At 53.9% G+C, this 26182-nt stretch carries 23 protein-coding genes; 19 read left to right on the top strand and 4 right to left on the bottom strand.

Translation table 11 applies throughout. The annotated features are described in order from the left end of the window. Window positions 1-282: 282 nt before the first annotated feature. Window positions 283-981 (top strand): ABC transporter ATP-binding protein, encoded by a 699-nt coding sequence (locus DXB92_RS04690; RefSeq protein ID WP_021681191.1) that lies wholly within the window; start codon window positions 283-285, stop codon window positions 979-981. A gap of 3 nt (window positions 982-984) precedes the next feature. Beyond that, window positions 985-3252: an FtsX-like permease family protein gene (locus DXB92_RS04685; RefSeq protein WP_341473031.1), complete on the top strand. Its 2268-nt coding sequence runs from the start codon at window positions 985-987 to the stop codon at window positions 3250-3252. A 526-nt stretch (window positions 3253-3778) separates the two neighbouring features. Here DXB92_RS04685 and DXB92_RS04680 read toward each other — a convergent pair. Together DXB92_RS04680 and DXB92_RS04675 are read right to left on the bottom strand one after the other, a co-directional pair. Further along, window positions 3779-4666: an AraC family transcriptional regulator gene (locus tag DXB92_RS04680; RefSeq protein WP_040646857.1), complete on the bottom strand. Its 888-nt coding sequence runs from the start codon at window positions 4664-4666 to the stop codon at window positions 3779-3781. Between the two features lie 83 nt (window positions 4667-4749). Further along, window positions 4750-6141: an MATE family efflux transporter gene (locus DXB92_RS04675; RefSeq protein ID WP_021681194.1), complete on the bottom strand. Its 1392-nt coding sequence runs from the start codon at window positions 6139-6141 to the stop codon at window positions 4750-4752. Window positions 6142-6752: 611 nt separating this feature from the next. On the opposite strand from DXB92_RS04675, the gene DXB92_RS04670 reads away from it, so the two are divergent. From DXB92_RS04670 to pnuC, 16 genes are all read left to right on the top strand, one after another. Next, window positions 6753-8126, top strand: coding sequence for a cobyrinate a,c-diamide synthase (locus tag DXB92_RS04670; protein ID WP_117732758.1), 1374 nt, complete (start codon window positions 6753-6755; stop codon window positions 8124-8126). Further along, window positions 8120-8692 carry a bifunctional adenosylcobinamide kinase/adenosylcobinamide-phosphate guanylyltransferase gene (locus DXB92_RS04665; protein ID WP_021681198.1) on the top strand — a complete coding sequence of 191 codons (573 nt, stop codon included), beginning with the start codon at window positions 8120-8122 and terminating at the stop codon, window positions 8690-8692. Before DXB92_RS04670 ends, DXB92_RS04665 begins: the two co-directional genes overlap by 7 nt. Then, entirely contained in the window at window positions 8646-9422 is a 777-nt protein-coding gene (locus DXB92_RS04660) for an adenosylcobinamide-GDP ribazoletransferase (RefSeq protein WP_040646861.1), read from the top strand. The genes DXB92_RS04665 and DXB92_RS04660 overlap by 47 nt, the downstream gene beginning before the upstream one ends. After that, window positions 9419-9799 carry a bifunctional adenosylcobinamide kinase/adenosylcobinamide-phosphate guanylyltransferase gene (locus DXB92_RS04655; RefSeq protein ID WP_021681200.1) on the top strand — a complete coding sequence of 127 codons (381 nt, stop codon included), beginning with the start codon at window positions 9419-9421 and terminating at the stop codon, window positions 9797-9799. The genes DXB92_RS04660 and DXB92_RS04655 overlap by 4 nt, the downstream gene beginning before the upstream one ends. Before the next feature lie 10 nt (window positions 9800-9809). After that, on the top strand, window positions 9810-10778 hold the full coding sequence (gene cbiB / locus DXB92_RS04650) for an adenosylcobinamide-phosphate synthase CbiB (protein WP_117732756.1): 969 nt from the start codon (window positions 9810-9812) through the stop codon (window positions 10776-10778). Between the two features lie 711 nt (window positions 10779-11489). Next, the gene (locus DXB92_RS04645; protein ID WP_117732754.1) at window positions 11490-12572 is read left to right on the top strand and encodes a threonine-phosphate decarboxylase; all 1083 of its coding nucleotides are present in this window, start codon (window positions 11490-11492) and stop codon (window positions 12570-12572) included. Next, window positions 12554-14071 carry a cobyric acid synthase gene (locus DXB92_RS04640; protein WP_117732752.1) on the top strand — a complete coding sequence of 506 codons (1518 nt, stop codon included), beginning with the start codon at window positions 12554-12556 and terminating at the stop codon, window positions 14069-14071. Before DXB92_RS04645 ends, DXB92_RS04640 begins: the two co-directional genes overlap by 19 nt. After that, window positions 14068-15159, top strand: coding sequence for a cobalt-precorrin-5B (C(1))-methyltransferase CbiD (gene cbiD / locus DXB92_RS04635; protein WP_117732750.1), 1092 nt, complete (start codon window positions 14068-14070; stop codon window positions 15157-15159). The genes DXB92_RS04640 and cbiD overlap by 4 nt, the downstream gene beginning before the upstream one ends. Then, window positions 15144-16349 (top strand): precorrin-6y C5,15-methyltransferase (decarboxylating) subunit CbiE, encoded by a 1206-nt coding sequence (gene cbiE, locus DXB92_RS04630; RefSeq protein ID WP_117732748.1) that lies wholly within the window; start codon window positions 15144-15146, stop codon window positions 16347-16349. The genes cbiD and cbiE overlap by 16 nt, the downstream gene beginning before the upstream one ends. Before the next feature lie 3 nt (window positions 16350-16352). After that, complete coding sequence (gene cobI / locus DXB92_RS04625; RefSeq protein ID WP_117732746.1) at window positions 16353-17051, top strand: precorrin-2 C(20)-methyltransferase; 699 nt, start codon at window positions 16353-16355, stop codon at window positions 17049-17051. Beyond that, the gene (gene cobM, locus DXB92_RS04620; protein WP_117732744.1) at window positions 17052-17807 is read left to right on the top strand and encodes a precorrin-4 C(11)-methyltransferase; all 756 of its coding nucleotides are present in this window, start codon (window positions 17052-17054) and stop codon (window positions 17805-17807) included. Continuing rightward, entirely contained in the window at window positions 17804-18823 is a 1020-nt protein-coding gene (locus tag DXB92_RS04615) for a cobalt-precorrin 5A hydrolase (RefSeq protein WP_117732742.1), read from the top strand. Before cobM ends, DXB92_RS04615 begins: the two co-directional genes overlap by 4 nt. Further along, the gene (gene cobJ / locus DXB92_RS04610) at window positions 18820-19572 is read left to right on the top strand and encodes a precorrin-3B C(17)-methyltransferase (RefSeq protein ID WP_117732740.1); all 753 of its coding nucleotides are present in this window, start codon (window positions 18820-18822) and stop codon (window positions 19570-19572) included. The genes DXB92_RS04615 and cobJ overlap by 4 nt, the downstream gene beginning before the upstream one ends. Then, a complete protein-coding gene (cobK, locus tag DXB92_RS04605; RefSeq protein WP_181976903.1) occupies window positions 19569-20342 on the top strand; it encodes a precorrin-6A reductase in 774 nt (257 codons plus the stop codon). Before cobJ ends, cobK begins: the two co-directional genes overlap by 4 nt. Next, the gene (locus tag DXB92_RS04600) at window positions 20308-20937 is read left to right on the top strand and encodes a precorrin-8X methylmutase (RefSeq protein ID WP_040646867.1); all 630 of its coding nucleotides are present in this window, start codon (window positions 20308-20310) and stop codon (window positions 20935-20937) included. Before cobK ends, DXB92_RS04600 begins: the two co-directional genes overlap by 35 nt. Window positions 20938-21180: 243 nt before the next feature. Next, window positions 21181-21858, top strand: coding sequence for a nicotinamide riboside transporter PnuC (gene pnuC / locus DXB92_RS04595; protein ID WP_117732736.1), 678 nt, complete (start codon window positions 21181-21183; stop codon window positions 21856-21858). A gap of 69 nt (window positions 21859-21927) precedes the next feature. Here the strand turns inward: pnuC and dusB are convergent, their stop codons facing one another. Next, window positions 21928-22935 carry a tRNA dihydrouridine synthase DusB gene (gene dusB, locus DXB92_RS04590; protein ID WP_117732734.1) on the bottom strand — a complete coding sequence of 336 codons (1008 nt, stop codon included), beginning with the start codon at window positions 22933-22935 and terminating at the stop codon, window positions 21928-21930. Window positions 22936-23250: 315 nt separating this feature from the next. Between dusB and DXB92_RS04585 the strand changes: the two genes are divergently transcribed. Then, window positions 23251-25116 (top strand): phosphoenolpyruvate carboxykinase (GTP), encoded by a 1866-nt coding sequence (locus DXB92_RS04585; RefSeq protein WP_276713125.1) that lies wholly within the window; start codon window positions 23251-23253, stop codon window positions 25114-25116. An 86-nt stretch (window positions 25117-25202) separates the two neighbouring features. Here DXB92_RS04585 and DXB92_RS04580 read toward each other — a convergent pair whose 3' ends face one another. Beyond that, window positions 25203-26141 carry a Ger(x)C family spore germination C-terminal domain-containing protein gene (locus tag DXB92_RS04580; protein WP_117732732.1) on the bottom strand — a complete coding sequence of 313 codons (939 nt, stop codon included), beginning with the start codon at window positions 26139-26141 and terminating at the stop codon, window positions 25203-25205. Window positions 26142-26182: the final 41 nt, after the last annotated feature.

Here is a 26182-nt window from a genome sequence, read left to right as displayed (position 1 = left end):
CGCCCTTTGCAGACGAGTTCCCCTGTCCGCAGAGGGCGTTTTGCCGTTTTTGCACAATTTTTTGACAAAAATGTTCTGCAAAATTGTTTGTGGCATTTTCATTTCCTGAAAATGCCGCCTTGACAATTTCCGCCAGCTATGGTATACTATTCTAAGTTAGAAAAAGCTAACCATCGGGAAGCACCACATGTGATCCCATGCAGTGCTTCCCGATAATCGTACACGTAGGTTAGCGAAAACTAATTTCCAAACAAAGTTTTTTCAAAAAGAGGACGGTGTGACATGTTTTTAGAGATTCAACAAATCAAGAAACATTTCGGAGAGGGTGAAAGCCGTGTCGATGTGCTCAGGGGCATTGACATCAGCATTGAAAAAGGCGAGATTTGTGTATTGCTGGGGCCTTCCGGTTCCGGAAAATCCACGCTGCTGAACATCATCGGCGGCATTGAAACGCCGGACAGCGGCAAGATCACCATTCACGGGGAAACCATTGGGGAAATGAACGAAAAGAATCTGACGCTGTACCGCCGGAAGCATCTGGGGTATATTTTCCAGATGTACAATCTGATCCCGAACCTGAATATCAAGGAGAATGTGGAAGTCGGTGCGTACCTGAGCGACAATCCGCTGGACGTAGACGACCTGCTGAAAACGCTGGGGCTGTATGAGCACCGCCACAAGCTGCCGAATCAGCTTTCCGGCGGACAGCAGCAGCGGACGGCGATCGGCAGAGCCGTTGTCAAGAATCCGGACATTCTGCTGTGCGACGAGCCGACCGGTGCACTGGACTACCACACTTCCAAGGAGATTCTGAAGCTGCTGGAAGATGTCAGCCGCAAGTACGGCAATACAGTTGTCATGGTTACCCATAACGACGCTCTGCAAAATATGGCAGACCGCGTGGTGAAGCTGCGTGACGGAAAGATCCGTAAGAATTTTGTCAACGAAACCAAAATTCCGGCAGCAGAATTGGAGTGGTGACCGATGACGAAAAAGATGAAAAATCCATTGAACCGACGGCTGCCACGGGAACTGAAAAGCGAATTCGGAAAGTATCTGGTGATCTTTCTGTTTTTTATCATGGTGATTTCTCTGGTTTCCGGTTTTCTGGTAGCAGATACCAGTCTGCATACGGCTTATCTGGACGCTTTCGACAAGTACAATATCGAAGACGGCAACTTTGCGTATGCGGAAGAAGCTTCTGACGATGCCATTGCCGCAATCGAAAAAGACGGCAAGGTCAAGGTCTATGCCAACTTCTACAAAGAAGAAGACACGGACGATTTCGAAAGCACATTCCGTGCGTTCGGAGAACGAAACGACATCGACAAGGTGTGTCTGCTGGACGGCGATATGCCCAAGGCGGACACTGACGTGGCAATTGACCGGCTCTATGCCAAGAACCATGATCTGGAAATTGGCGACAAGTTCGGTGTTGCCGGAAAAGACCTGACCATTTCCGGCATTGTGGCTCTCTCGGATTATTCCACACTGTACCAGAACGCCTCGGATATGATGTTCGATAACGACAAGTTCGGTGTCGGCGTCATGACAGATGCAGGGTTTGCAGCCCTGCGGGAAAACCACCTGCACTATAACTACAGCTGGAGTTATGACACCGCACCGGAGGACGATGCCGAAGCCAAGGACATGGCGGAAGATCTGATGCCGATTCTGGCAGAGAACGGCATGCTGACCAATTTCCTGCCGGAGTATCTCAATCAGGCGATTATTTTTGCCGGCGATGATATGGGCGGCGATATGTCTATGATTCTGGCATTCCTGTATATCGTCATTGTGATTCTGGCATTCGTGTTTTCCATTACCATTTCCAACAACATCACCAAGGAAGCGAATGTCATTGGTACGCTTCGTGCTTCCGGTTATTCCCGCGGAGAAATGGTGCGGCATTATCTGATCATGCCGATGCTGGTGCTGCTGGTTGCCGCAGTTGTGGGAAATGTGCTGGGGTACACATGGCTGGAACAGATATTCGCCAACCAGTACCTCGCAAGCTACGGCTTGACCACTTACGAAGTTCTGCTCAATCCGCAGGCATTTGTGCTGACGACAGTGATCCCGCTGATCCTGCTGTTCATCATCAATTTTGTGATGCTGACTGTCAAGATGCAAATCTCGCCGCTGCAATTCATTCGCCGCGACCTGTCCAAGCGGAAGAAGAAAAAGGCATTCCGCCTGAATACCAAAATTCCGATCATGCGTCGCTTTCAGATGCGTGTGATTTTCCAGAACTTTCCGAACCATGTCATGATCTTTTTCGGCGTATTCTTTGCCAACTTCATCCTCATGTTCGGAATGATCCTACAGCCGATGCTGGTACATTATCAGAATACCATTACCGACAATGTGCTTTCTGCATATCAGTATATTCTGAAAACACCGGCAGAAACAGAAACCGACGGGGCAGAAAAATTCTGCTTCGGCAGTCTGGACACCTTGCCGGAGAAACGCAGCAGTGAAAGCGTTTCCCTGTACGGCGTAAAGCCGGACAGCGACTATGTCAAGCTGCACTCTTCCGGAAAAAAAGTAGATATTTCCACTGCCTATGCAGAAAAGTACGGTGTGGAAAAGGGTGACACCATAACCCTGAAAGACCCCTATGGCAGCGACAAGTACAAGTTTGAGGTCGGCGGCATCTACGATTATCCGTCCACCATTGCCGTCTTTATGGAACAGGATCTGTTCCGTCAGACGTTCGATTACGACAGCGATTACTTTAACGCCTACTTCTCTGACCAGAAGATCAAGGACATTGACGATGCTCTGATTTCCACAGAGATCACAGTAGACGATTTGACAAAGACTTCCCGTCAACTGATTCGCTCTATGGGCAGCATGATGAATCTGTTCTTGGTATTCGGGGCACTGATGTTCGTGCTGATCCTCTATCTGCTGTCGAAGATCATCATCGAAAAGAATGCCCAGTCGATCTCTATGGTCAAAATTCTGGGGTACAACAATCGGGAGATCAACCGCATCTATCTGCACTCCACGACGATCGTGGTAATACTGTGTATTCTCATTACCATACCGATTTCCAGTCTGGTGATGAAAGAAGTCGTAGAAGTGGTATTCTTTGAATACTCCGGCTGGATCACCTATTATATGCCGGCAGTCACTTATGTGGAAGTTGCTGCATCAGGTATTATCTGCTATGCAATCGTTGCGTTCCTGCTGAATCGGAAGGTGAAAAAGATTCCGATGAGTGATGCACTGAAAAATGTGGAATAAACTAGGGCAATACCGCACAAAGAGCGTCTGGCGACTTTGCACGCCATCTGCTTGCAAATTTCCCGTCATATTTCACAAAAATGCTCGTGAATACATCAAGTATTCACTCCGCTTTTTGTTTCATCTGACGAAAAATTTGACGACGCATCTGTCGCACAATCTTTGTGCGGTATTGCCCTAGGAGGAATCTGAAACAAAAAGAAAAAATTTCAGCAGAATCCCTCCACCAGCTTCGCTGGTCCCCCTCCCTTTTCAAGGAAGGCTTATTCCTCACCAACCAAAAAAGCAATACCGCAAGGGAAAATTTCTCCTGCGGTATTGCTTTTTCTTGTGTAGGAAACGCTGAATAAAGCTTGTGCGTAAGATGCGTAGTCAGATTTTTCGGCAGATTGCACAGAAATTCCGCAGGCAGACTTGGTGTCTGGCAAGGGATTTCTGGGCAATATGACGGAAAATCTGCAAGCAGATTGCGTGCAAAGCCGTCAGGCGGGCTTTATTCAGTGCTTCCTGTATTGGAGATCGGAAATCACCGCCGCTGCTGTTTCCGCATGCGGTAGTCAGACGGTGTACAGCCGATTGCTTTGCGGAATGTTTCTGTGAAATAGCTGGAGCCGCTGAACCCGCACTGCATGGCGATTTCCGTCACGCTCAGATCCGGATTGGACAGCAGTTCGATGCTCTTGGAAATGCGGTATTCCGTCAGATAAGCATTGGGTGTCTGGTTCAGGTATTCCTTGAAAATGGAGCAGCAGCTGCTGCGGCAGACGTACCCTGCGGCGGCGATGTCCTGTAATGCGATTTTGCTGCCGTACTTCTGCTGGATAAAGCCTACCATTTTGTGCATGGCTTCCAGCCGCTTGCTGTCGTTGGGTTCCCAGGGTTCGGTGTTGTTCTGTGTCAGATTCCACAGGGCGTGACAGATGCGGTAGATGCAGCTGAACAGCAGCAGCGTGTATCCCTCCTGCTGAACAGATGCACACTGAAACAGTTCGCAGACATCGGTGATAATCGCCTTTTCCGCGGCGATTTCAGGGTGCAGGATCAGATATGGCGGAGCATGGTGGATCACCGCGTCCAGCAGGTCTTTGGTAACGGGATTCGTTGCAAGCGTCGGCGGGAACAGGACACAGTCGTAAACCCAGTTGCTGGATTTTTCCCAGTATCCATAGTGCATCTGTCCGGAATTTACAAAGATCATCTGCCCCGGCAGCAGCCTGCACTGTTCGCCATTGACGCTGTACCACATGGGAGCGTTTTTGACGTAGATGAACTCAAATTCGGTGTGCCAGTGATTGACAATGGAGAGTGAGGGATAGTCCTCCTGTGAAAAATGGGAAGCTTTGATCGGCAGATTCGGAACATTGTATTGGATAATTTCCGATTTGTTGTCTGTCAGTTCCAGTGCACTGTACATGTGGAAGGCTCCTTTCATCTCTTTGCTAAGGAAACACTGAATAAAGCCGTCAGGCGGGCTTTGTGCGGTATTGCCCTAATTCTTCACGCGGCTGCCTGTGCCAGGGCTTCCGGCTCTGCCGCCGGTTCCTGTCGTGTCAGATTCTTTACCCAGTTGTGCTTGCGGTAGTTCTTGAGCACTGCCGGAAGCTTGATGATCTCGTCTACGTTGATCAGAATATAAACGGTCAGTACCGGCAGTTTCAGAACGAACGCCGCAATCAGACCAATGGGAACGGTGACACACCACATGGTGATGCCGTCACAGATAAAGCCGAATTTGGAATCGCCGCCGGCTGCAAAGATGCCGGAGATCACCGTCATGTTGATAGACTTTCCGATGACATAGTAGGAGCAGACCACCAGCATCACACGGAGATAGCCCTTGGCGGTATCTGTCAGAGTGGAGAACAGCGGCGTAAAGGGGATCACACCCAGAATAATCACACCGGCGATCACACCAGCAAAAATAGAAGTCTTGGAAAGCTTTCTGCCGTATTCCTTTGCCTTTTCCAGTTCGCCCTGTCCCAGCAGGCTTCCCACCATAATGCCACTTGCGGTGGCAATGCCAGTGCAGAAGCAGATGACCAGATTCTTGACGATGTTGGCAATGGAGTTTGCGGCTGCGGCATCGCTGCCCATGTGTCCCATAATGACGGAGTACATGGTGAAGCCCAGTCCCCACATCAGTTCGTCACCGAGGATCGGGGCAGTGTATTTCCAGAAGTCCCGCAGCAGCACCTTGTCCGGACGAATCGCCCAGCCCAGCCGGATCTTTACGCTGTCCTTCTTCATCATGACCAGCAGTGCCCATGCCAGTTCAATGACCTTGGCGATAACTGTTGCAATGGCGGCACCGGCGATACCCATTTTCGGGAAAAAGCCGATACCGAAAATAAAGGCTGCATTCAGAATGATATTGATGACCACGGAAACAGAACTGATGACTGCACTCAGAACGGCGTTGCCGCAGTTCTTCAGAATGCACAGGTAGATCTGCGAAACGCTGAGCAGCAGATAGGAAACGCCCACTACCCGCAGATATTCCGCACCGTCTGCGATCAGCACAGGGTCTGATGCAAATGCCCGCATCAGCTGTTCCGGAAAGAACGTTGCACCAATGGTGAACGGCAGGGACAGCAGAACGGAGAATGCCAGTCCAATGCCCAGTGTCTTTTCCACGGCACGCTTGTTGCGGATCCCCCAGTACTGTGCGGCGAAAATGGAAACGCCGGCAGTAATGGCAAACAAGAACAGGGAATATACGAACTGGATCTGTCCGGCGAGGGATACTGCCGAGAGAGCGTCCTGACTGACAAACCCCAGCATAAATGCGTCTGAGGCATTGACCAGTGCCATCATCAGCTGCTGGAGAGAGATCGGGATCATCAGATGCAGCAGTTTTTTCCGGAATTCTGCACGATTGCTTTGTGTCATAATGTCATTCTCCTTTTCTGTAATTTTTTTCAAACAAATCCTGGGCAATACCGTACAAAGTCGCCAGATGCTCTTTGTGCGGTATTGCCTCAGGTGTATTTCCGGAGCAGAGCAACACGTCTTGTTCCGGATTCGTTTGATATTATAAGACAAAGAAAATTCGATTTCTATAACATTCCGCCGAATTATTATAACAATCGTACAAATTCAAGGGATTTGAAAAACGTTTTGCAGAATATGTGGTATCGATTTCAAAATCGTGCATAAATTATACGATTTTGATGTTGCTCCGATCATATCATAAAAATATCTGCTTGTCAAGCTGCCGGAGAAAAAAGAAAAGAATTTTTTACAAGACCAGTATGGCACTTGAACAACGCCAACAGATATGATATAATAAAGGTAATACCGCACAAAGAGCGTCTGGGGACTTTGCACGCCATCTGCTTGCAAATTTCCCGTCATATTTCACAAAAATGCTCGTGAATACATCCAGTATTCACTCCGCTTTTTGTTTCATCTGACGAAAAATTTGACGACGCATCTGTCGCACAATCTTTGTGCGGTATTGCCTAAAAGTATAGGCAATACTGCGAAAGGAGCATTTGCACATGCAGAGAACGATTCCACGGCTGCTGATCAGTGCAGTCGGCAGCGGCACCGGAAAAACTACAGTTACCGCAGCACTGCTGTCTGCCCTCTGTGCCCGCGGCATGCGTGTGCAGAGCCTGAAGTGCGGACCGGACTATATCGACCCCATGTTTCATAGTCATATTACCGGAAGACCGGCATACCATGCCGATCCTTTTTTTCTGTCCCGTTTTGCCATGCGGGAACTGGTTTCCCGTGTTAGTGCAGATGCGGACTGCACGATCTTCGAGGGGGCAATGGGCTATTATGACGGCATCGGCGGCACGGAGCAGGCCAGTGCCTACACCGTTTCGGACTGGCTGGAACTCCCCACGCTGCTGGTGGTAAATCCCCAAGGCATGGGCTGTTCCATAGCGGCAGTGTGCCGCGGATTCCAGACGTTCCGGACACCGAACCCGATCTGCGGCATTTTGCTGAACGGGGTTCGCCGCGGCATGGCTGCCTATTATCGGGAGATTCTGGAACGGGAAACCGGCTTGCCGGTGCTGGGCTGTCTGCCGCAGCTTTCGGAGGTGCAGCTGGAAAGCCGCCACCTTGGGCTGATGACAGCGGGAGAGGTGTCCCGACTGGACGAAAAAGTCCGGCTTCTGGGAAAGACTGCGGAAGAAACCATGCAGCTGGATCAGATTCTGGAACTCGCACGCAAGGCACCGCCGCTGCCGGAAGTGCCGCTGCTGTCAAAGCCGCAGCCGTCATTTCGGCTGGGTATCGCACAGGATCGGGCATTCTGCTTTTACTATGCAGAAAATCTGGAACTGCTGGAGCATTATGGTGCAGAATTGGTGCCGTTTTCGCCGCTGGAAGATGCAGCCCTTCCGGAAAATCTAGACGGCTTGTATTTTGGCGGCGGTTATCCGGAATTGTACCTGCCCCAGCTTAGCGGCAACACGTTGTTTCTGGAATCCCTGCGGCAGGCAGCCGAAACTGGTATCCCGATCTGGGGAGAATGCGGCGGCTTTCTGTACTTGCAGCAGTCTATGGCTGGAAAAGACGGCATACGCTATCCCATGGCGGGACTGCTGTCCGGAGATGCGGCACTGGGAGAACGCCTTTGCCGGTTCGGGTATGTCACGCTGACAGCTCGGCAGGACACCGTGTTCGGAAGGGCAGGAGCATCGATTCCGGCTCACGAGTTCCACTATGCCGACAGCACGGCGAACGGCAACGCATTTCTGGTGCAGCGTCCCAATGGGAAAACGTGGGAGGCAATGCAGTGTCGGGGAAACATCATTGGCGGATTCCCGCACTTGTATTTTCCCGCCAATCCGGAATTTCCCATGCAGTTTGCCGCGGCTTGTCGGGCGTATCGGAAGAAAAGAGGTGGCATATGCTGATTCTGGTAACAGGCGGTGCCGGCAGCGGAAAGTCCCTGCTGGCGGAGCGTATCAGCATGCAGCTGAAACGCATGCCGTTCTGGTATGTGGCAACGATGCAGGTATGGGATCAGGAGTGCCGCGACCGCATCGACCGCCACCGGCGGCAGCGTGCCGGAAAGGGCTTTCAGACAGTGGAAGCCCCTGTGCATCTGGCAGAAGCGGCAGCAGCACTGCCGCCGGACGGAACAGCACTGCTGGAATGTTTGAGTAATCTGGTGGCAAATGAGCAGTTCGGCGGAGATACCGGAGCACCGGTGCAGGCGGTTCTGGACGGGGTGCATGCTCTGTACCGGAATGTGCGGCATCTGGTAATTGTGACCAATGAGGTGTTTTCTGACGGCACGCCGGCTGACCCTGCCATGCAGGCATACCTGCAAAATCTGGGAAACATCAACTGTGCCCTCGGGGCGGAGGCAGACGTTGTGGCAGAATGCTGTGCCGGTCTGCCGGTGATCTGGAAAGGAGAATCGTTATATCATGAAATCATGGCTGGAATCTTTGCTGATCGCACTTTCCATGTATAGTGCGATTCCGGTAAAGTGTTTGAACTGGACTGAGAAAAATCTGCGGAATGCAATGGTGTTTTTCCCGTTGGTGGGGCTGCTCTGCGGGGTAGGGCTGTGGCTGGTCTGGCTGGTCTGCGGCTTGCTGCATGTCAGCAGTGTGCTGTTTGGCGTGCTGGCAGTGGCAAGTGGTGTGCTGATCACCGGCGGCATTCATCTGGACGGCTTCTGTGATACGGCAGATGCTCTCTATTCCCGCCGTCCGCAGGAGGAAAAACTGCGGATTCTGAAAGACCCCAACTGTGGACCTTTTGCGGTGTTCAGCGTAATACTGGTGCTGTTGGTCAGCTTCGGTTCGTATGTGCAGCTGTATCAGACACAGGGGCGGAATGTGGTCTGGCTGCTGGCAGGCGGATTTTTGCTGACACGCTGTCTGAGCGGGATTGCCGTTACGACGCTGCCCGTTGCCCCGACCAGTTCGCTGGTGAAAACATTCGGGGAAAATGCCGGCAAATATGTTCGTGTGCTGCTGCTTATCGAGTACGGCATTACCGGTCTGCTGCTGGTGTGGTTCTGGGGCTGGCTGGCAGTGGTGCTGGTCTGGCTGGGACTGTTCGTCTTTTGGGGCTGTTCTCACATGGCGAAGAAGCAGTTCGGCGGTATCACCGGCGATCTGGCAGGCTTTTTCCTGGTGCTGAGTGAAACCGTGTACCTGTTGGGAGCTGCTCTGCTGGGAGGTGTTCTGGCGTGAAACTGATTCTCGGCGGCTATGCCAACGGCAGAACTGCCTACGCCATGCAGAACTATCAGCTGACGGAATCGGACTGTTTTGATGCGGCGGCAGAACCGCTTGCCCGGTGGAACGGGCAGCGGCTGATCCTGCATGCGGAGCAGCTGGTGAATCCGTGGCTGGAACAGGGAAAGGAACCGTGTACGGAAATTTTGCCATGGCTGGAACGGTGGCAGAATGCAGTGCTCATCACGCAGGAAGTGGGCTGCGGTCTGGTGCCTGTCACCCCGCAGCAGCGGCAGCTGCGGGAAGCCGTGGGACATTTCAACAGATTGTTGGCTGAATGTGCAGAAACGGTGGAACGTGTCTGCTGTGGTCTGGGCATGCAGCTGAAATAGGAGCAGAACCATGTGGATATTGTTGAGTGTTGCGTTGGGATTTTTGCTGGATCTCTGCTTCGGGGATCCGGTCTGGCTGCCGCACCCTGTGGTGCTGATCGGGAAAAGTATTTCGTGGCTGGAAAAATTTCTCCGGCAAAAGTTCCCGCAAACGCCGGCAGGGGAAACAAAGGCAGGCGTGATTCTGGCGGTCTGCATTCCCCTGTGCAGCCTGCTGCTGTCCGGCGGAATCCTGCTGCTGGCGTATCATATTTCGTTCTGGCTCTGGTTTGTGCTGCACACGTTCTGGTCGTATCAGATTCTGGCAGCACGTTGTCTGGAGCAGGAGAGCCGGAAGGTGTACCGGTTTCTGGCGGCTGGCGATTTGTCCGGTGCCAGAACACAGCTTTCCTATCTGGTAGGACGGGAAACGTCACAGCTTTCTGCTGAAGAAGTGACGAAAGCCTGTGTGGAAACGGTTGCGGAAAATACCTCTGACGGCGTGACTGCACCGCTGTTTTACTTGCTGCTGGGCGGCGTGCCGCTGGGGTTTTGCTATAAGGCGATCAATACGCTGGATTCCATGGTGGGCTACCGCAATGCAAAGTACCTCTTTTTCGGCAGGGCATCGGCAAAAACAGACGATGCGGCAAACTGGCTGCCTGCCCGTATCTGCGGTGTGCTGCTGACTGTTTCCGCGTTTCTTCTGGAACTGGACGGAAAGGGAGCATGGCGGATTTTTCGCCGCGACCGAAACAACCACCTTTCCCCGAACTCTGCACAGACAGAGTCCGCGGCGGCGGGGGCACTGGGCATTCAGCTGGGCGGCACCCACGTCTATTTCGGGGAAGTGGTGGAAAAGCCAACGATCGGAAATGTAGACAGACCGGCAGAACCGGAGGACATTCCCCGTACCAATGGCATGATGCTGGCGGCATCGGGGCTGTCACTGCTAGGATTTGGTCTGCTGCGGCTGGTTGTAGTTTTGCTGCTGCGGTAAGTGAAAACCGAGTTTGCCATGTATGCCATCCATGAAAAAGGGTGGAGAGGTTCTCCTGTGAAGTGTACCTTCTAGTGCAGCCGTGTTGAAACCGTCCGGCGAAATTCGCTCGTTCCTCGCTGTCCGCCTGTGGCTTGCCAACGTCGGTTGTTGCCTTTGCCTGTATTGGCAGTGTTGATATTCGGGTGTTTTCTGGTGCAGGCGGTCAACTTTATTAAATACGGCGTTTGCAAGCTTGTATATAGCCTCCCCTATGAAGTGTACTTTCTAGGGCAGCCGTGTCAAAACCGTCCGGCGGAATTCGCTCGTTCCTCGCTGTCCGCCTGTGGCTTGCCAACGCCGGTTGTTGCCCTTGCCTGTATCGGTAATGTTGATATTCAGGTGTTTTCTGGTGCAGGCGGTCAACTTTATTTGATACGGCGTTTGCAAGTTTATCTGTTTATCGTCTTTCATGTACAACCGATTTCACAAAGAGTTACGCTTCTTTTTTTCTTTACTGAAAAGAAAAAAAGAAGCAAAAAAAGAAAAGAGTTCGCGTTTTACTTGTACTGTAAGATTCCAATATCACCCGAAGATCATACAAGAGATTCTCACCAACAAAAATCCCCCGGCGGGGTTGTAGGCGGCTTGTCCGCCGTAACACTACCCTTTTTACAGTTGAAATTGGGGCGTAGGGTCAGCGGCGACTCGCCGCACGCAGGAGGTGTGTTTATGCCGAAACATGGCGGAAATATCTATCAAAATCCGGAATGTTCCGCCGAATGGCTGGACTTTTCGGCAAATATCAACCCGTTCGGCGTGCCGGAAACAGTGCAGCATGCCATTCAGCGTGCTGTCGCTGCGTTGGTGCACTATCCCGATCCCGCCCAGCAGAAACTGCGGCAGGCACTGGCGGAATTCCATGGCAGACTGCCGGCGGAAATCGTCTGCGGTAATGGCGGTGCTGATGTGATCTTTCGCATCGCCCATGCTCTGAAACCGCAGCACGCCCTGCTGCCGGTTCCTGCATTTTCAGAGTACGAAGCGGCACTCCGCGAAGCTGGCTGCCACGTGACACACTGGAATATGCCGTTTCCGTATCAGATCACGCCTGCCCTGCTGGACGAACTGCGGCAGGGAAATTATGACTTTCTGGTGCTGTGTAATCCCAATAACCCCACAGGAACCGGAATCCCGCCGGCACTGCTGGAACAGCTCCTGCATCTTGCCGCAGAAAAGCATATCTTCGTCCTGCTGGACGAGTGCTTCTGCGATATGGCGGAAACAGAGCCGGACATTGTTTCCATGATTCCGCGGCTGTCGGAGTTTCCACATGTGCTGGTGCTGAAATCCCTGACGAAACTGTACGCCCTTGCCGGTCTTCGGCTGGGTTACGGCATCTGTTCCGATCAGAAGGTGACGGCAAAAATCGCACACACCGGACAGCCGTGGTCGGTCAATCTGCTGGCAGAAGCTGCCGGCATCGCGGCACTGTCGGCGGAGGATTATCGAAAAATGTCGCTGGAATTTCTGCAAAATGAGCGTTGGCGGCTGTTTGACGAACTGGGAAAACTGGGGTTCCGTATGTGGAAACCCAGTGCCAATTACGTGTTCTTTCAGGCGGAACAATGTCCGGATCTGGACAGGCAGCTGCTGCCCTACGGAATCTTGCTGCGGCACTGCGATACCTATGACGGACTGGACGCGACTTATTATCGTGCAGCTGTGCGGCTGCCGGAGGAAAATCAATATCTGCTGCACTGTCTGCGGTGCATTCTGGGCGAGGAGGGCTTGCTATGGCAGCAAAATCACTAATGGTACTGGGGACAATGTCGTCTGCCGGAAAAAGTTTTGTCACGGCAGGGCTTTGCCGGATCTTCCGGCAGGACGGCTACCGGACAGCCCCGTTCAAATCCCAGAACATGGCACTCAATTCCTATATCACCGCAGACGGCATGGAAATGGGACGGGCACAGGTGATGCAGGCGGAAGCGGCAGGTATTGCACCAGACGTTCGCATGAACCCGATTTTGCTGAAGCCCACCAGCGACAGCGGCTCGCAGGTGATCGTCAACGGCGAAATCTATGGCACCATGCGTGCACAGGAATATTACACGAAAAAGCAGGAACTGATTCCCCACATTCTGAAAGCCTATCACGCTCTGGCAGCGGAAAACGACATCATCGTACTGGAGGGTGCCGGCAGTCCGGCAGAGATCAATCTCAAGTCAGTGGACATTGTCAATCTGGGCATGGCGGAACTCTCGGATTCTCCGGCGATTCTGGTGGGGGATATTGACCGCGGCGGCGTGTTTGCGTCACTTTATGGTACGATCATGCTGCTGGACGATGCGGAACGCCGCCGGATTCAGGGTATTGTCATCAACAAATTTCGCGGAGATGTGGAAATCCTGAAGTCGGGGCTGACTATGCTGGAGGAACTGACTGGTATTCCCGTGCTGGGCGTGGTGCCGTATCTGCCGTTGGGACTGGACGATGAGGACAGCCTTTCCGAACGGCTTTCCCGACGGGAAGCAGCGGCGGAATCTCTGCTGGACGTGGCGGTTATCCGGTTTCCCCGCATTTCCAACTTTACGGATTTCGAAGCGTTGGAACAGGTGGAGGGCGTGTCGGTGCGGTATGTTTCCCGACGCGGTGAACTGGGCACACCAGACATGATCCTTCTTGCAGGCACCAAGAGCACAATGGCAGATCTCCGCTGGCTGCGGCAAAGCGGACTGGAGGCGGAACTGCTGAAATGCCACGAAAAAGGCGTGTTCCTCATGGGTATCTGCGGCGGTTTTCAGATGCTGGGAAAACGGCTCTGCGATCCGGAACAGGTGGAAGACGGCGGCGAACTCCGCGGCATGGGGTTGCTCGATGTGGAAACCGTTTTCCGACCGGAAAAGCATCGTGCTCAGACTGCCGGAACGGTTTCCTGTTTGTCCGGACAGCTGGAACCGCTTTCCGGCTGTGCTGTGCGGGGCTACGAAATTCACATGGGCGAAACGGTGTACACGGAAACGGCACAGCCTTTTGCCATGCTGACAGACGGCAGAAAGGACGGCTGTGTTTGTGCAGACGGCACAGTTTGCGGCACATATCTGCACGGCATTTTCGACACGCCGGAACTGACGCAGAAGCTGGTGCAGCTGCTGTTGGAGAAAAAGGGCATTTCCGGAACGACAGTGCCGGCGGTGGACTTTGCGGCGAAAAAGGAACAGGAATACGATAAGCTGGCTGATCTGCTGCGGGAGCATCTGGACATGCCGAAAATCTACGACATTCTGAACAGCTGGGGGAAAACGCCATGAAGCAGCTGCGGGAAGGATACACGACCGGTTCCTGTGCGGCGGCGGCAAGTTTCGCCTCAGTGCTGTGGCAGACTTCCGGCAAGTGTCCGGAGTGGGTCGAACTGGAAGTGCCGGCAGGAAAGCTGCTGCATCTGGAAATACAGGCAGAAGAAGCCTATACCTGCGGTGTGCAGAAAGACGGCGGCGACGATCCGGACGAAACCAACGGCTGTCTGGTGACGGCTTCTGTGGAGATTCTTCCCGCTGCCGGAGCCGTGCAGTTTCGTGCCGGAACTGGTGTGGGGACGATCACCCGAAAAGGGCTGAAACTGCCGGTGGGAGAACCGGCAATCAATCCGGTGCCGCGGCAGATGATCGAAAAGGCAGTGCGGTCTGTCATTGGAGAAAAGGGTGCAGTGGTGACGATCTCCGTGCCCAACGGGGAAGTGATCGCAGAAAAAACATTCAACGGACGGCTGGGCATTACCGGCGGAATCTCCATACTGGGCACCACCGGCATCGTCCGCCCCATGAGCGAAGAAGCCATACGGGAAACCCTGTATCTGGAATTGTCCATGTGCCGGCAGGAGTATGGCACCGCCTGTGCCTTTGTGACGGGCTATGCGGGGGAGTCATTTCTGAAGCGGCAGTATCCGCAGGGAAAAGCCATTGTGCTTTGCAGCAATTATCTGGGCTATCTGCTGGACTGTGCAGAAGAACTGGGCTTTACCCATGTGCTGCTGGCAGGCCGGACGGGAAAGCTGGTGAAGCCGGCAGCGGATATTATGTATCTGCACAGTCACACTGCCGGCGGACAGCGGGAAGTGATCTGCACCCATGCGGCACTTGCCGGAGCGTCCCGTGCACAGGTGCAGCAGCTGTATCAGTGTAACACCACACGGGACATGACGGAACTGCTCTGTACCTATCCCCTTGCGGAGCAGGTCTGGCATACCATTGCAGAGAAGGTCTGCGAAAACTGCATGCGGCGTACCCATGGAAAAATACAGGTGGGACTGCTGCTGCTGGACGAAAATGACAGGATTCTGGCGAAGAGCAGCCAGACGGATTCCATCAGAAAGGCGTGGTTGACATGCGGCACAAACTGATTCTTGCCGGAGGCGGCAGCGGCACGGCGGAGTATCTGCTGCCGGCAGCAAAAAAAGCACTGGAAGAAGTGGAACTGGTCATTGCTTCTCCGCGGTTTCTGGAACTGCTCCACGCCAGAAAGACCATGCCTATGGGGCATATTTCCGAACTGCTGGAATCCCTCCCGGCAATGCTGGAACGGGAGAGCATCGGCATTGTGGTTTCCGGCGACCCGCTGCTGTACAGCCTTTGCCGGACGCTCCGGAACCGGTATCCGGAACTGAAAATGCAGGTGATCCCCGGCGTGGGATCGCTGCAGCTGTTGGGGGCGGCGTTTGGGCTGACGATGGAACAGGCGAAGATTTGCAGCATTCACGGCAGGGCGTATCATGCCGGCACCATTGCCTGCACGGTTTCGGAGCATGCGGAAACTTTTTTCTTTTGTTCCCGCACGCAGGGACCGCGGGAGATCGCGGCGGCATTGCTGGCATACGGGCTGTCGGATACGGAAATTTTCGTGGGGGCAGATCTGACCTATCCCACCCAGAAGCTTTGGCACGGCACACCGGCACAGGCGGCAGAACTGGACGATCCGGAACTGTGCGTGGCGGCGGTGCGGAATCCGGCTCCCAAGCCGGTGACCAGACTGGGACTGCTGCCGGACAGTGCATTTCTGCGGAATCGTTCGCCTATGACCAAGGAGGAAGTCCGTGCGGTGATACTGTCCAAGCTGCGGCTGAAACCGGACGCGGTCGTCTGGGATCTGGGGGCAGGAACAGGCAGCGTTTCCATAGAATGTGCCCGCATGTGTCCGTTCGGGGAGGTCTACGCGGTGGAGTATAAGCCGGAGGCACTGGACATTCTGGAACAGAACAAGACACGGTTTCAGACGAAGAATTTGCAGATCATTGCCGGCAGGGCAGAAGAACAGGTGCAGCATTTGCCGGTGCCGGACTGTGTCTTTTTGGGCGGCAGCAGCGGTGCGGCAAAACAGCTGGTTGCCGGTCTGCGGCAGCTGCGGCAGCCGGTACGGCTGGTCGCCAGTGCGGTGACAATGGAAACGCAGGCGGAACTGTTTCCGCTGTTGCAGGAACTGCCGCAGTTCGAAGTGGTGCAGCTGGCAGTCGGCTGCGGAAAAACGGTGGGAAATTATCACGTGCTGGAGGGCAATCATCCGGTGCTGCTGTTCTCGTGCATGACAAAGGAGTAAACCATGAAACAAGGAATTTTTTATGCGGTAGGCGTTGGGGCAGGTGACCCGATGGACATGACTCTGCGGGCAAAGGCAGTGCTGGAACAGGCAGACATCATCGTCACGCCCATTCCCAAAGCCGGCGGCACATCTGCGGCATATGCCATTGCGGCACAGGCGGCAGACCTCTCCCATGCGGAACGGCTGGACATTCTGTTTCCCATGCAGGCACACAACGACTATCGGGAACGGCTTCGTTCCGGTGTATTGCAGCCGGTCTGTGCAGCCCTGGACAGCGGCAGGCAGGTGGCAATGGTGACGCTGGGTGATGTTTCTGTTTACAGCACAGCTTCCTATGTGCGGCAGCTTCTGGCGGAAAAGGGCTATGCCACACAGGTGATCGCCGGTGTGCCGTCCTTTTGTGCCGGTGCGGCAAAGGCACAGCAGAGCCTTTGCGAGAACAGCGAGTCCCTGCAAATTCTGCCGGCAGTGCATTCCCGTGAAGCGGTCGAAACCGCACTGGAACAGTTCGACAATCTGGTGGTGATGAAAGCCGGACGTGCTATGGCGTGGCTCCTGCCGCTGCTGCGGGAACGGGGACTGCTGGAACATACCACCATGCTTCGCGATGTGGGCATGCCGTCGGAATACATCGGCAAGCCGGAACTGGAGCCGTATTCATATTTTACCACACTGCTCATCAAGGGAGGAGATCTGTAAATGGTATATTTTGTAGGTGCCGGTGCCGGTGATCCGGAACTGCTGACAGTCAAAGGCAAGCGGCTGATCGACAACGCCGATACAATTATTTATGCCGGTTCGCTGGTGAATCCCGCGGTGCTGGCAGACCGCAGGCCGGATTGTCAGGTGTACGACAGTGCTGGCATGACACTGGAAGAAGTCCTTGCTGTGATGCAGGAAACAGAAGCACAGGAGAAAACGACTGTCCGTGTCCATACCGGCGATGCTTCCATTTACGGGGCGATTCGGGAACAGCTGGACGCGTTGGACAAGCTGGGGATTCCTCATACAGTGGTGCCGGGAGTCAGTTCGTTTCTGGCTGCGGCTGCGGCAATGCAAAAGGAATACACCCTGCCGGACGTGACACAGACGGTGATCCTCACCCGCATGGAGGGCAGAACACCGGTTCCGGAACGGGAACGGCTGGAAGAACTGGCGAAGCACCGTGCCACCATGATTATTTTTCTTTCGGTGGGACGTATTGCGGAGCTGGCGGAACGGCTGCGGACTGCTTATCCGGCAGCCACACCGGTGGCAGTGGTGTACAAAGCAAGCTGGCCGGAGGAAAAAATCGTGACCGGAACCCTTCTGGACATTGCCGAGAAAGTGCAGGCAGCAGGCATTACTAAGACTGCACTGGTGACTGTGGGCGAATTTCTGGGGGACACCTATGCCCTGTCGAAGCTGTACGATAAAACATTTACCCACGAATTCCGAAAGGGTATCGAAGCATGAAAACGGCGTATTTCTGGCTGACACCGCAGGGGAAACAGCTGGCAGAACAATTGCAGGCACACTTCGGCGGCACGGTGGAACCAAAGGCAGATTTTGCAGAAGCAGTGCGGCGGGCGTTTGCAGACTGTGATGCACTGGTGTTTGTCATGGCGACAGGTATCGTGGTGCGTACCATTGCTCCGCTGGTGCAGTCCAAGGCATCTGATCCGGCAGTGCTGGTGCTGGATCAGCGGGGAAAACATGTCATCAGTCTGCTGTCCGGTCATCTGGGCGGTGCCAATGCCATGGCAGAGCAGGCGGCGGCGTATCTGGGCGGAGAAGCCGTCATCACCACGGCGACTGACGTGGAACACGTGCCGGCGTTCGATCTGTTTGCCAAGGAAAATCATCTGACTATCGAAAATCTGGAAGAACTGAAATATATCAGCGGGGCATTGGTGGCGGGAGAGCCGGTTTCCCTTTGCACAGCGTTTCCGGTGGAAAAGAACGCGTTTCCGGAAACGGTACAGATACAGCCTTTCTCCGAAACGCCCCGGCATGCCTGTGCTGTGGCAATTGCAGATACCACGGAATCTGTCGCGGCACCCCATGTGCTCTATCTGCGGCCGAAAAGTCTGGTGCTGGGGGTGGGGTGCAAAAAGCAGATCCCGCCGGCACATCTGGAACAGTGCTTCCGGACGTTTTTGCAGGAGTACCATCTCAGTCTTTCAGCAGTGGAAAAGCTGGCGACCATTGGGCTGAAGCGGGAAGAGCCGGCGATTCTGGCACTGTGTGAGAAGTACCGCCTGCCGCTGGAGATCGTGGCAGATGCAGATATTCAGGCTTGTGCGTATCCCTTTGCTGCATCGGCATTTGTGCAGCAGGTCACAGGGCTGCCTTCTGTTTCAGAGGCTTCTGCCTATCTGGCATCGGGCTGCGGGGAAGTGCTGACCGGAAAAGTGAAGTACAGCGGTGTCACGTTTGCCGCCTGTCGGAAAACAATCGAGCCGCTGCATTGGAAGGAGCGAGGGCAATGAAACCGAAAATTTATGTTGTCGGGTTTGGACCCGGAGAACGTCCGTATATGACACAGCAGGCAGTGGATGCTATGACACAGGCAGATCTGGTCGTGGGCTATACCACATACGTTCGCCTGCTGGAAAAGCAGTTCCCCGAACTGCAATATTATGCCACCCCCATGCGGAAAGAAACAGACCGCTGCCGTGCTGCAGTGGAAGCGGCACTGACCGGAAAAACAGTAGCTCTGGTTTCCAGCGGCGACAGCGGTATTTACGGCATGGCTGGGGTGCTGCTGGAAATTGCAGCGGAGATGCAGGCAGATGTGGAAGTAACTGCCGTTGCCGGTGTCACGGCTGCCAGTGCGGCGGCGGCAGTACTGGGAGCACCGCTGATGCACGACTTTGCCGTTATCAGCCTGAGCGACTGCATGACACCGCTGGAACAGATCTACCGGCGGGTCGCACTGGCGGCGGAAGCGGATTTTGTCATCTGCCTGTATAATCCTAAATCCCGTTCCCGCACGGCGTATCTGGCAGAAGCGGCAAAGCTGATACAGCAGCACCGCAAGCCGGAAACACCGGTGGGCATTGTCCGGAATGCGGGACGGGAAGGGGAACGGGCCTGGATCACCACGCTGGAAAAGCTGCCGGAAGAACCGGTGGACATGTTCTGTGTGGTGCTGGTGGGCAATTCCCAGACCTATGTGCAGAACGGCAAAATGATCACGCCCCGCGGCTATTGTGTCAGACGGGAGGAATCACGTTGAAGATCGCTGTCATTGCCGGAACCAGCGAAGCTACGGAACTGATCGCGGCACTGTCGGCGGAAGATACTGTCACCGCTTTTGCCGCTACGGCATACGGGAAAGAAATTCTGGAGGGACAGCACTGCACCGTGCATGTAGGACGGCTGGACACGGAAGGGTTCCGGCAGGCTCTCCGCGGTATGCATGCCGTGGTTGATGCGTCCCACCCCTTTGCACAGGAAGTGACAAAAACCGTGCGGCAGGTCTGCACCGAATTGCAGCTGCCTTATTTTCGGCTGGGACGGCAGAAGATGACGTATGCCTATGACAAGCTGGTGCCGGTGGATTCCAAAGAAGCGGCGGCAGCTTATCTCGCCGGAATTTCCGGAAACATTTTGCTGACCACCGGTGGAAACACCCTTTCATTTTATGCGGAAAATGTGCCGGAATTTGCGGTGCGGGGGTGGGCGAGAATTCTGGACACACCGGATTCCCGCCGCCTGACGGAGCCGTTTCAGGCACATTGTATCTACGCCAAGCCGCCTTTTTCGCAGGCGGACACGGAGAAGCTGCTGCGGGAACATCAGATTGCTGTACTGGTTTCCAAGGACAGCGGCAAACGCGGCGGCGTAGCAGAAAAAATTGCAGCAGCAAAGACCATGCAGATTCCGGTGGTGCTGATCACGGCACCGGAGGAATCCGTTCACACCATTGCAGAGGTCGCAGCACAATTGCAGCAGTACCGGAGGAATTTTTATGGAACCGATCTATCAGAAACCCATGGACATTGAAGCGAGAAGCATGGCGATCATCGAGGAACACCTCACCGGCGTAACACTGCCGGAGCCGGAACGGAGCATTCTCAAGCGGGTGATCCACACGACTGCCGATTTCGATTACACGGAAAATCTGTGCTTTTCGGAAAATGCCGTGTCGTCTGCACTGGAAGCCCTGCAAAGGGGAGCACACATTGTGACGGATACCAACATGGCACTTTCCGGCATCAATAAGCGTTCACTCCACGGGCTGGGGTGCGAAGCGTATTGTTTCATGTCCGATGCAGACGTGGCAGAGGAAGCCAGAGTGCGTGGTGTGACGCGGGCAATGGTTTCCATGGAAAAGGCATGCCGGCTGGACGGGGACTTGATTTTTGCAGTGGGAAATGCCCCGACAGCTCTGATACAACTGGACGAACTGATTCGTGCAGGAAAGCTGCTGCCGAAGCTGATCATCGGCGTGCCGGTGGGGTTTGTCAACGTGGTGGAAGCCAAGGAACTGATCATGGCACAGGAGCAGGTGCCATATATTGTGGCAAAGGGGCGAAAGGGCGGCAGCAATGTGGCGGCGGCGATCTGTAATGCGTTGCTGTATCAGCTGTACCGGTAAAAACAGAATTGGAACCGGAGAAATTTTCAGCACAAACACAAAATATAATATATAAGGCAATACCGCACAAAGAGCGTCTGGCGACTTTGCACGCCATCTGCTTGCAAATTTCCCGTCATATTTCACAAAAATGCTCGTGAATACATCAAGTATTCACTCCGCTTTTTGTTTCATCTGACGAAAAATTTGACGACGCATCTGTCGCACAATCTTTGTGCGGTATTGCCATAAAGGAGATCTCTGATGCATAATCCAATACAAGACCTTACCAAAAAGGAATGGCTCCTCTGGCTGGGATCGCTGTTGATCGTCATTCTTTCCAATCTGGTATCCGGCAGTGTGGACGTTCTGACACTGGTTGCCGTCTGTGTGGGCATTACTTCGCTGATCTTTGCCGCAAAGGGAAACGTCTGGGCACAGATTCTGATGATCGTGTTCAGCATTCTGTACGGTATCATTTCGTGGCGGTTCCGCTACTGGGGTGAGATGATTACTTATCTGGGCATGACCATGCCCATGGCGGTCTGGTCTACGATCACGTGGATCCGGAACCCGTCAAAAAACGGAAACGAAGTGGAGATCCAGAAGCTGAACCGGAAACATATCGCGGGGCTTTCTGTTTTCAGCGTGGCGGTAACTGCGGCGTTCTGCTACATTTTGCACGTGCTGGATACGCCGAATATCGTGTTCAGTACCATTTCCGTTACCACCAGTTTTCTGGCGGCATCGCTGACCATGCTGCGTTCCTCTTATTATGCGTTGGGGTATGCCATGAACGATATTGTGCTGATCGTGCTGTGGGTGCTGGCATCGCTGAAAAATCCGGCGTATATCCCGGTGGCAGTGAACTTTGCGATTTTCTTTCTGAATGACCTGTACGGGTTTGTCAGCTGGAAAAAGCGGGAAGCAGTGCAGGGGTAGTTTCTCTTTCTCATGGAATAATTCTAAAAAAGGCAGCGGGAATTCTTTCCCACTGCCTTTCGTGTTTTTCTATTTTTCATGGTGCTGTTTTTGCAGCTGCAAAAAATCTTCCGCCAGCTGTTGTGCGGCGGCGTAAGAATCCAGGTGGTAGCATCTTGCCCGAAACTGTGCTGCCCCATAGAGTCCGGTCATGTACCACGCCGCATGCTTTCGGGCATCGCGAATGGCGATCTCCGGCGGCTTCTGGGGATTGCATTCCAGAATCAGCCGCACATGCCGGAGCATGGTTTCCATGCGTTCTTCCAGCGTAGGCGGCACTGCCGGTTCGCCGGACATTGCCGCCTGAATCTCCCGAAACAGAAACGGATTCCCATAGGTGCCCCGTCCTGCCATGACCAGATCACAGCCGGTCTGCTCATACAGTGCAAGGCAGTCCGCCGCAGTCTGCACATCGCCGTTGCCGATGACGGGAATGGACACTGCCTGCTTGACTTCCCGAATGGCGTTCCAGTCGGCTTTGCCGCTGTACAGCTGGGATTTGGTTCTGCCGTGTACGGTAATTGCGGCGGCACCGGCAGCTTCCATTGCCTGTGCAAAGGGGACGGCGTTGATGCTGTTCTCGTCCCAGCCCAGCCGGAACTTGACTGTGACCGGTACGCTGCTCTCCCGCACGGCAGCCCGCACGATCTCCTGTGCCAGCGGAATGTTCCGCATCAGGGCACTTCCTGCACCGGTGGCAACTACCTTATGTACCGGACAGCCCATGTTGATGTCGATCCAGTCCGGTTCGTACTGCTGCACCAGTGCGGCGGCTTTTCCTACGAATTCCGGCTCGCTGCCGAACAGCTGCAAGCCCATGGGGCGTTCCGGCTCGGTAATGGTGCAGAGTTCTGCGGAGCCTTTGTCCCCGTAGCACAGCCCCTTGACAGAAACCATTTCGCTGACGGTGGCAGCTGCCCCGAAGCTGCGGCAGAGCAGCCGGTAGGCACGGTCGGCAACGCCTGCCATTGGTGCCAGAATTGCCGTGCGGGGCAGGGCGGTCTTTCCGAGGGTGAATGCGGTTTGTATTGTCTGCATGAGGGTTCTCCTTATGATAATGTTTGATACTTTGTGCGGTGTTGCCCTATATTATAACATAGTTTTGGCGGAATGTAAACGGGGATTTTGAAAATCTCGAAAATGTCTGCACAGTGCCTGAACTGCCGCCGGTAATTCTGTTGGATACCTGCCATATTTTGTCCACGTGTCGAAAACAGATGATTCTGTTTCGTGAACGTATTTTGAAAATTAGTGGCTTTTTGCAGAAACTGCTTGACATGACATGCGAATTTGGGTATAATAAAAGTGTTGGAGAATTTTGCAAGAAGTTCCCCAAAAAAAGCATGCAATGAGATTGCTGCAAATTATCAGGAGGTAGTACCAATGGCATTGACTAACAACAAGAATGTGCTGCAGTGGGTTGACGAAATGGTCGCTCTGACAAAGCCGGCTAAGGTCGTATGGATCGACGGCTCTAAAGAACAGCTGGATGCACTGACAGAAGAAGTAACTTCTCTGCCGGAAGGCAACCATGACAAGATGTACAAGCTGAATCCGGACAAGCTGCCGGGCTGTCTGTATCATCGCACACTCCCGAACGACGTTGCTCGTGTAGAGGATCGTACCTTTATCTGCTCTAAGACAAAGGAAGGTGCAGGTCCGACCAACAACTGGATGGATCCGGAAGAAATGAAGGCAAAGCTCATTCCGCTGTATGACGGCGTAATGAAGGGCAGAACCATGTACGTGATCCCGTATTCTATGGGTCCGATCGGTTCTCCGCTGGCAAAGGTTGGCGTTGAGCTGACTGACTCCATCTATGTTGTTCTGAACATGAACATCATGACTCGTATGGGTGCAGATGCATTTAAGAATCTGGGTGACACCTCCAACGACTTCGTTCGTGGTCTGCACTCCAAGGCAGATGTTGATCCGGAAAAGCGTTATATCGTACAGTTCCCGGAAGAAAACACGATCTGGTCCATCAACTCCGCTTACGGCGGCAACGTTCTGCTGGGCAAGAAGTGCTTCGCTCTGCGTATCGCTTCCTTCCAGGGCAAGAACGAAGGCTGGATGGCTGAACACATGCTGATCCTGGGCGTTCAGAAGCCGAACGGCGAAACCAAGTATATCACTGCTGCTTTCCCGTCTGCTTGCGGTAAGACCAATCTGGCTATGCTGATCCCGCCGGAGGGTTATAAGAAGAATGGCTATAAGGTATTCACAGTCGGCGACGACATCGCCTGGATGAAGCCGGGCAAGGACGGCAGACTGTATGCAATCAATCCGGAGAATGGTTTCTTCGGTGTTGCTCCGGGTACCAATGACCACTCCAACCCGAACGCTCTGGCTTGCACCAAGTCTGACACGATCTTCACCAACGTTGCTCTGAACAATGCAGACAACACTGTTTGGTGGGAAAAGCTGGATAAGAATCCGCCGGTTGACGCAACTGAGTGGACTGGCAAGAAGGTAAATGGTCCGGAATTCATCGCTGAAGGCGGCAAGCTGGCTCACCCGAACTCCAGATTCACCTCTCCGGCAAAGAACTGCCCGTGCCTCTCTCCGGAATTCAACAATCCGGAAGGTGTACCGATCTCCGCAATCATCTTCGGCGGTCGTCGTGCATCTACCACTCCGCTGGTATATCAGTCCTTCGACTGGACACACGGCACCTATATGGGTTCTGCTGTTTCTTCTGAAACAACCGCAGCTGCTACCGGTGCAGTCGGCGTTCTGCGTCACGACCCGATGGCTATGAAGCCGTTCATCGGTTACAACGTAGGTGACTACTGGGCACACTGGCTGGAAATGGGCGAAAAGCTGGGCGACAAGGCTCCGAAGATCTTCAACGTAAACTGGTTCAAGACCGACGATGAAGGCAACTTCCTGTGGCCGGGCTTCGGCGACAACATGCGTGTTCTGGACTGGATCATCAAGCGTTGCGAAGGCACTGTAGACGCTGTTGAAACTCCGATCGGCTATGAGCCGAAGGCTGAGGACATCAACGTTGACGGTCTGGTTTACGAGGGCAAGCAGTTCACTTCCGATGACATCGCAGACCTGCTGAAGCTGGATATGGATAAGTGGGAATCTGAGATCACCGAGATGCGTAGATACTATGATGAAGACATCAAGGCTAAGGGCGGCAACATTCCGGCTGCTCTGTATGAACAGCTGGATAAGCTGGAAGACCGCATCAAGAAGGCTGCAAAGTAAGGAACATTTTTTCTGGCATAAAAAATAATTGCGTGATTGCATAAAAAGAGGACGTTTCCGTTTCGGCGGAAGCGTCCTTTTTGATTTCAGAGCATGTTCTTGTGCGGGTTGACCTGTACGGAAAAGTGCATCTGCCCTGCGGCAGTTTTCCAGTCGCTCTGTTCCATATCCTTGTAGCACTGGCTCCAAAGGCACGGCTCCACATCGAACACGTCTGCGTGGTGCTCGGAAACGGTTTCCCGAAATGCCGCCTGACACAGCTTTGTGATTTCCTGTGATGCCGCTTCAAAATCCCCATCGCCCTCTAGGAAAATGGCGGCGGTGACGTGGAATCCGTCCGGCAGTTTTTCCGCGGAAAGCTGTGTTTTGGCAGACGAAACAGCGTAGCTGCCGCTTTCTGTGGAGAACTGTTCCGGATAGTTGTCCCCGCGGAGCCAGCAGAGTCCGGAAACCGCATCTGGAGAAAGGGCAGCGGAGAGGTTCGTTTTGGTTGCGATGGCGGCGGAAAATCCGTCCTCTGTCATCAGGGGAACCAGTGCCGTGCCGGAAGCTGTGTCCCATTCCCGCAGAATGGTGAACAGATCGGTTTCCGGAAGCTGTCCGGCGTGTTCCGCCTGCCGCAGCTGTTCTACGGTTTTGATGGTGTCCTCCTGTGCAAGGGTGATGCCGTCGGCGGAACATGCCACCTTGCAGGCGGGGGACAGGCGGTACTGCTGCATCAGATCGTCCAGCTGTTCTCCAAATGCGGGATCTTCATAGGCGATCAGTTCCAGATGCCCCAGAAAAAGTGTTTTTCCTACCGGAACGGCGGCGTTGGCAACTGCCTGAGAAACGGAACTGCCCTTGCCGTAGGCAATCGCTTTTGATTCGTGAAAGTCGTGCAGCAGTACCGTCGGCGTGTCAGGAGATCGCAGTTCGATCGCCTGTAGATATGCCCTGTCCCGCACTTGGGTGGCGGCACAGCCGGTGCAGAGCAGCAGGACTGCCGCAGTCAATCCAGCCGGAAATGCAATGGTATATTTCATAGGAAACAGTTCCTCCTTTCGGGCGTTGCCAGCAGCAGAAC

It is taken from the genome of Ruminococcus sp. OM06-36AC (genome assembly GCF_003438725.1).
Taxonomy (GTDB): Bacteria; Bacillota; Clostridia; order Oscillospirales; family Ruminococcaceae; genus Ruminococcus_C; species Ruminococcus_C callidus.
This window is presented reverse-complemented; position numbering and strand designations above follow the sequence as displayed.

Excerpts from the sequence above, each read along its gene's own strand:
- DXB92_RS04690 (WP_021681191.1), top strand. The coding sequence starts at position 283 with ATGTTTTTAGAGATTCAACAAATCAAGAAACATTTCGGAGAGGGTGAA.
- DXB92_RS04685 (WP_341473031.1), top strand. The coding sequence starts at position 985 with ATGACGAAAAAGATGAAAAATCCATTGAACCGACGGCTGCCACGGGAA.
- DXB92_RS04680 (WP_040646857.1), bottom strand. The coding sequence starts at position 4,666 with ATGTACAGTGCACTGGAACTGACAGACAACAAATCGGAAATTATCCAA.
- DXB92_RS04675 (WP_021681194.1), bottom strand. The coding sequence starts at position 6,141 with ATGACACAAAGCAATCGTGCAGAATTCCGGAAAAAACTGCTGCATCTG.
- DXB92_RS04670 (WP_117732758.1), top strand. The coding sequence starts at position 6,753 with ATGCAGAGAACGATTCCACGGCTGCTGATCAGTGCAGTCGGCAGCGGC.
- DXB92_RS04665 (WP_021681198.1), top strand. The coding sequence starts at position 8,120 with ATGCTGATTCTGGTAACAGGCGGTGCCGGCAGCGGAAAGTCCCTGCTG.
- DXB92_RS04660 (WP_040646861.1), top strand. The coding sequence starts at position 8,646 with ATGAAATCATGGCTGGAATCTTTGCTGATCGCACTTTCCATGTATAGT.
- cbiB (WP_117732756.1), top strand. The coding sequence starts at position 9,810 with ATGTGGATATTGTTGAGTGTTGCGTTGGGATTTTTGCTGGATCTCTGC.
- DXB92_RS04645 (WP_117732754.1), top strand. The coding sequence starts at position 11,490 with ATGCCGAAACATGGCGGAAATATCTATCAAAATCCGGAATGTTCCGCC.
- DXB92_RS04640 (WP_117732752.1), top strand. The coding sequence starts at position 12,554 with ATGGCAGCAAAATCACTAATGGTACTGGGGACAATGTCGTCTGCCGGA.
- cbiD (WP_117732750.1), top strand. The coding sequence starts at position 14,068 with ATGAAGCAGCTGCGGGAAGGATACACGACCGGTTCCTGTGCGGCGGCG.
- cbiE (WP_117732748.1), top strand. The coding sequence starts at position 15,144 with ATGCGGCACAAACTGATTCTTGCCGGAGGCGGCAGCGGCACGGCGGAG.
- cobI (WP_117732746.1), top strand. The coding sequence starts at position 16,353 with ATGAAACAAGGAATTTTTTATGCGGTAGGCGTTGGGGCAGGTGACCCG.
- cobM (WP_117732744.1), top strand. The coding sequence starts at position 17,052 with ATGGTATATTTTGTAGGTGCCGGTGCCGGTGATCCGGAACTGCTGACA.
- DXB92_RS04615 (WP_117732742.1), top strand. The coding sequence starts at position 17,804 with ATGAAAACGGCGTATTTCTGGCTGACACCGCAGGGGAAACAGCTGGCA.
- cobJ (WP_117732740.1), top strand. The coding sequence starts at position 18,820 with ATGAAACCGAAAATTTATGTTGTCGGGTTTGGACCCGGAGAACGTCCG.
- DXB92_RS04600 (WP_040646867.1), top strand. The coding sequence starts at position 20,308 with ATGGAACCGATCTATCAGAAACCCATGGACATTGAAGCGAGAAGCATG.
- pnuC (WP_117732736.1), top strand. The coding sequence starts at position 21,181 with ATGCATAATCCAATACAAGACCTTACCAAAAAGGAATGGCTCCTCTGG.
- dusB (WP_117732734.1), bottom strand. The coding sequence starts at position 22,935 with ATGCAGACAATACAAACCGCATTCACCCTCGGAAAGACCGCCCTGCCC.
- DXB92_RS04580 (WP_117732732.1), bottom strand. The coding sequence starts at position 26,141 with ATGAAATATACCATTGCATTTCCGGCTGGATTGACTGCGGCAGTCCTG.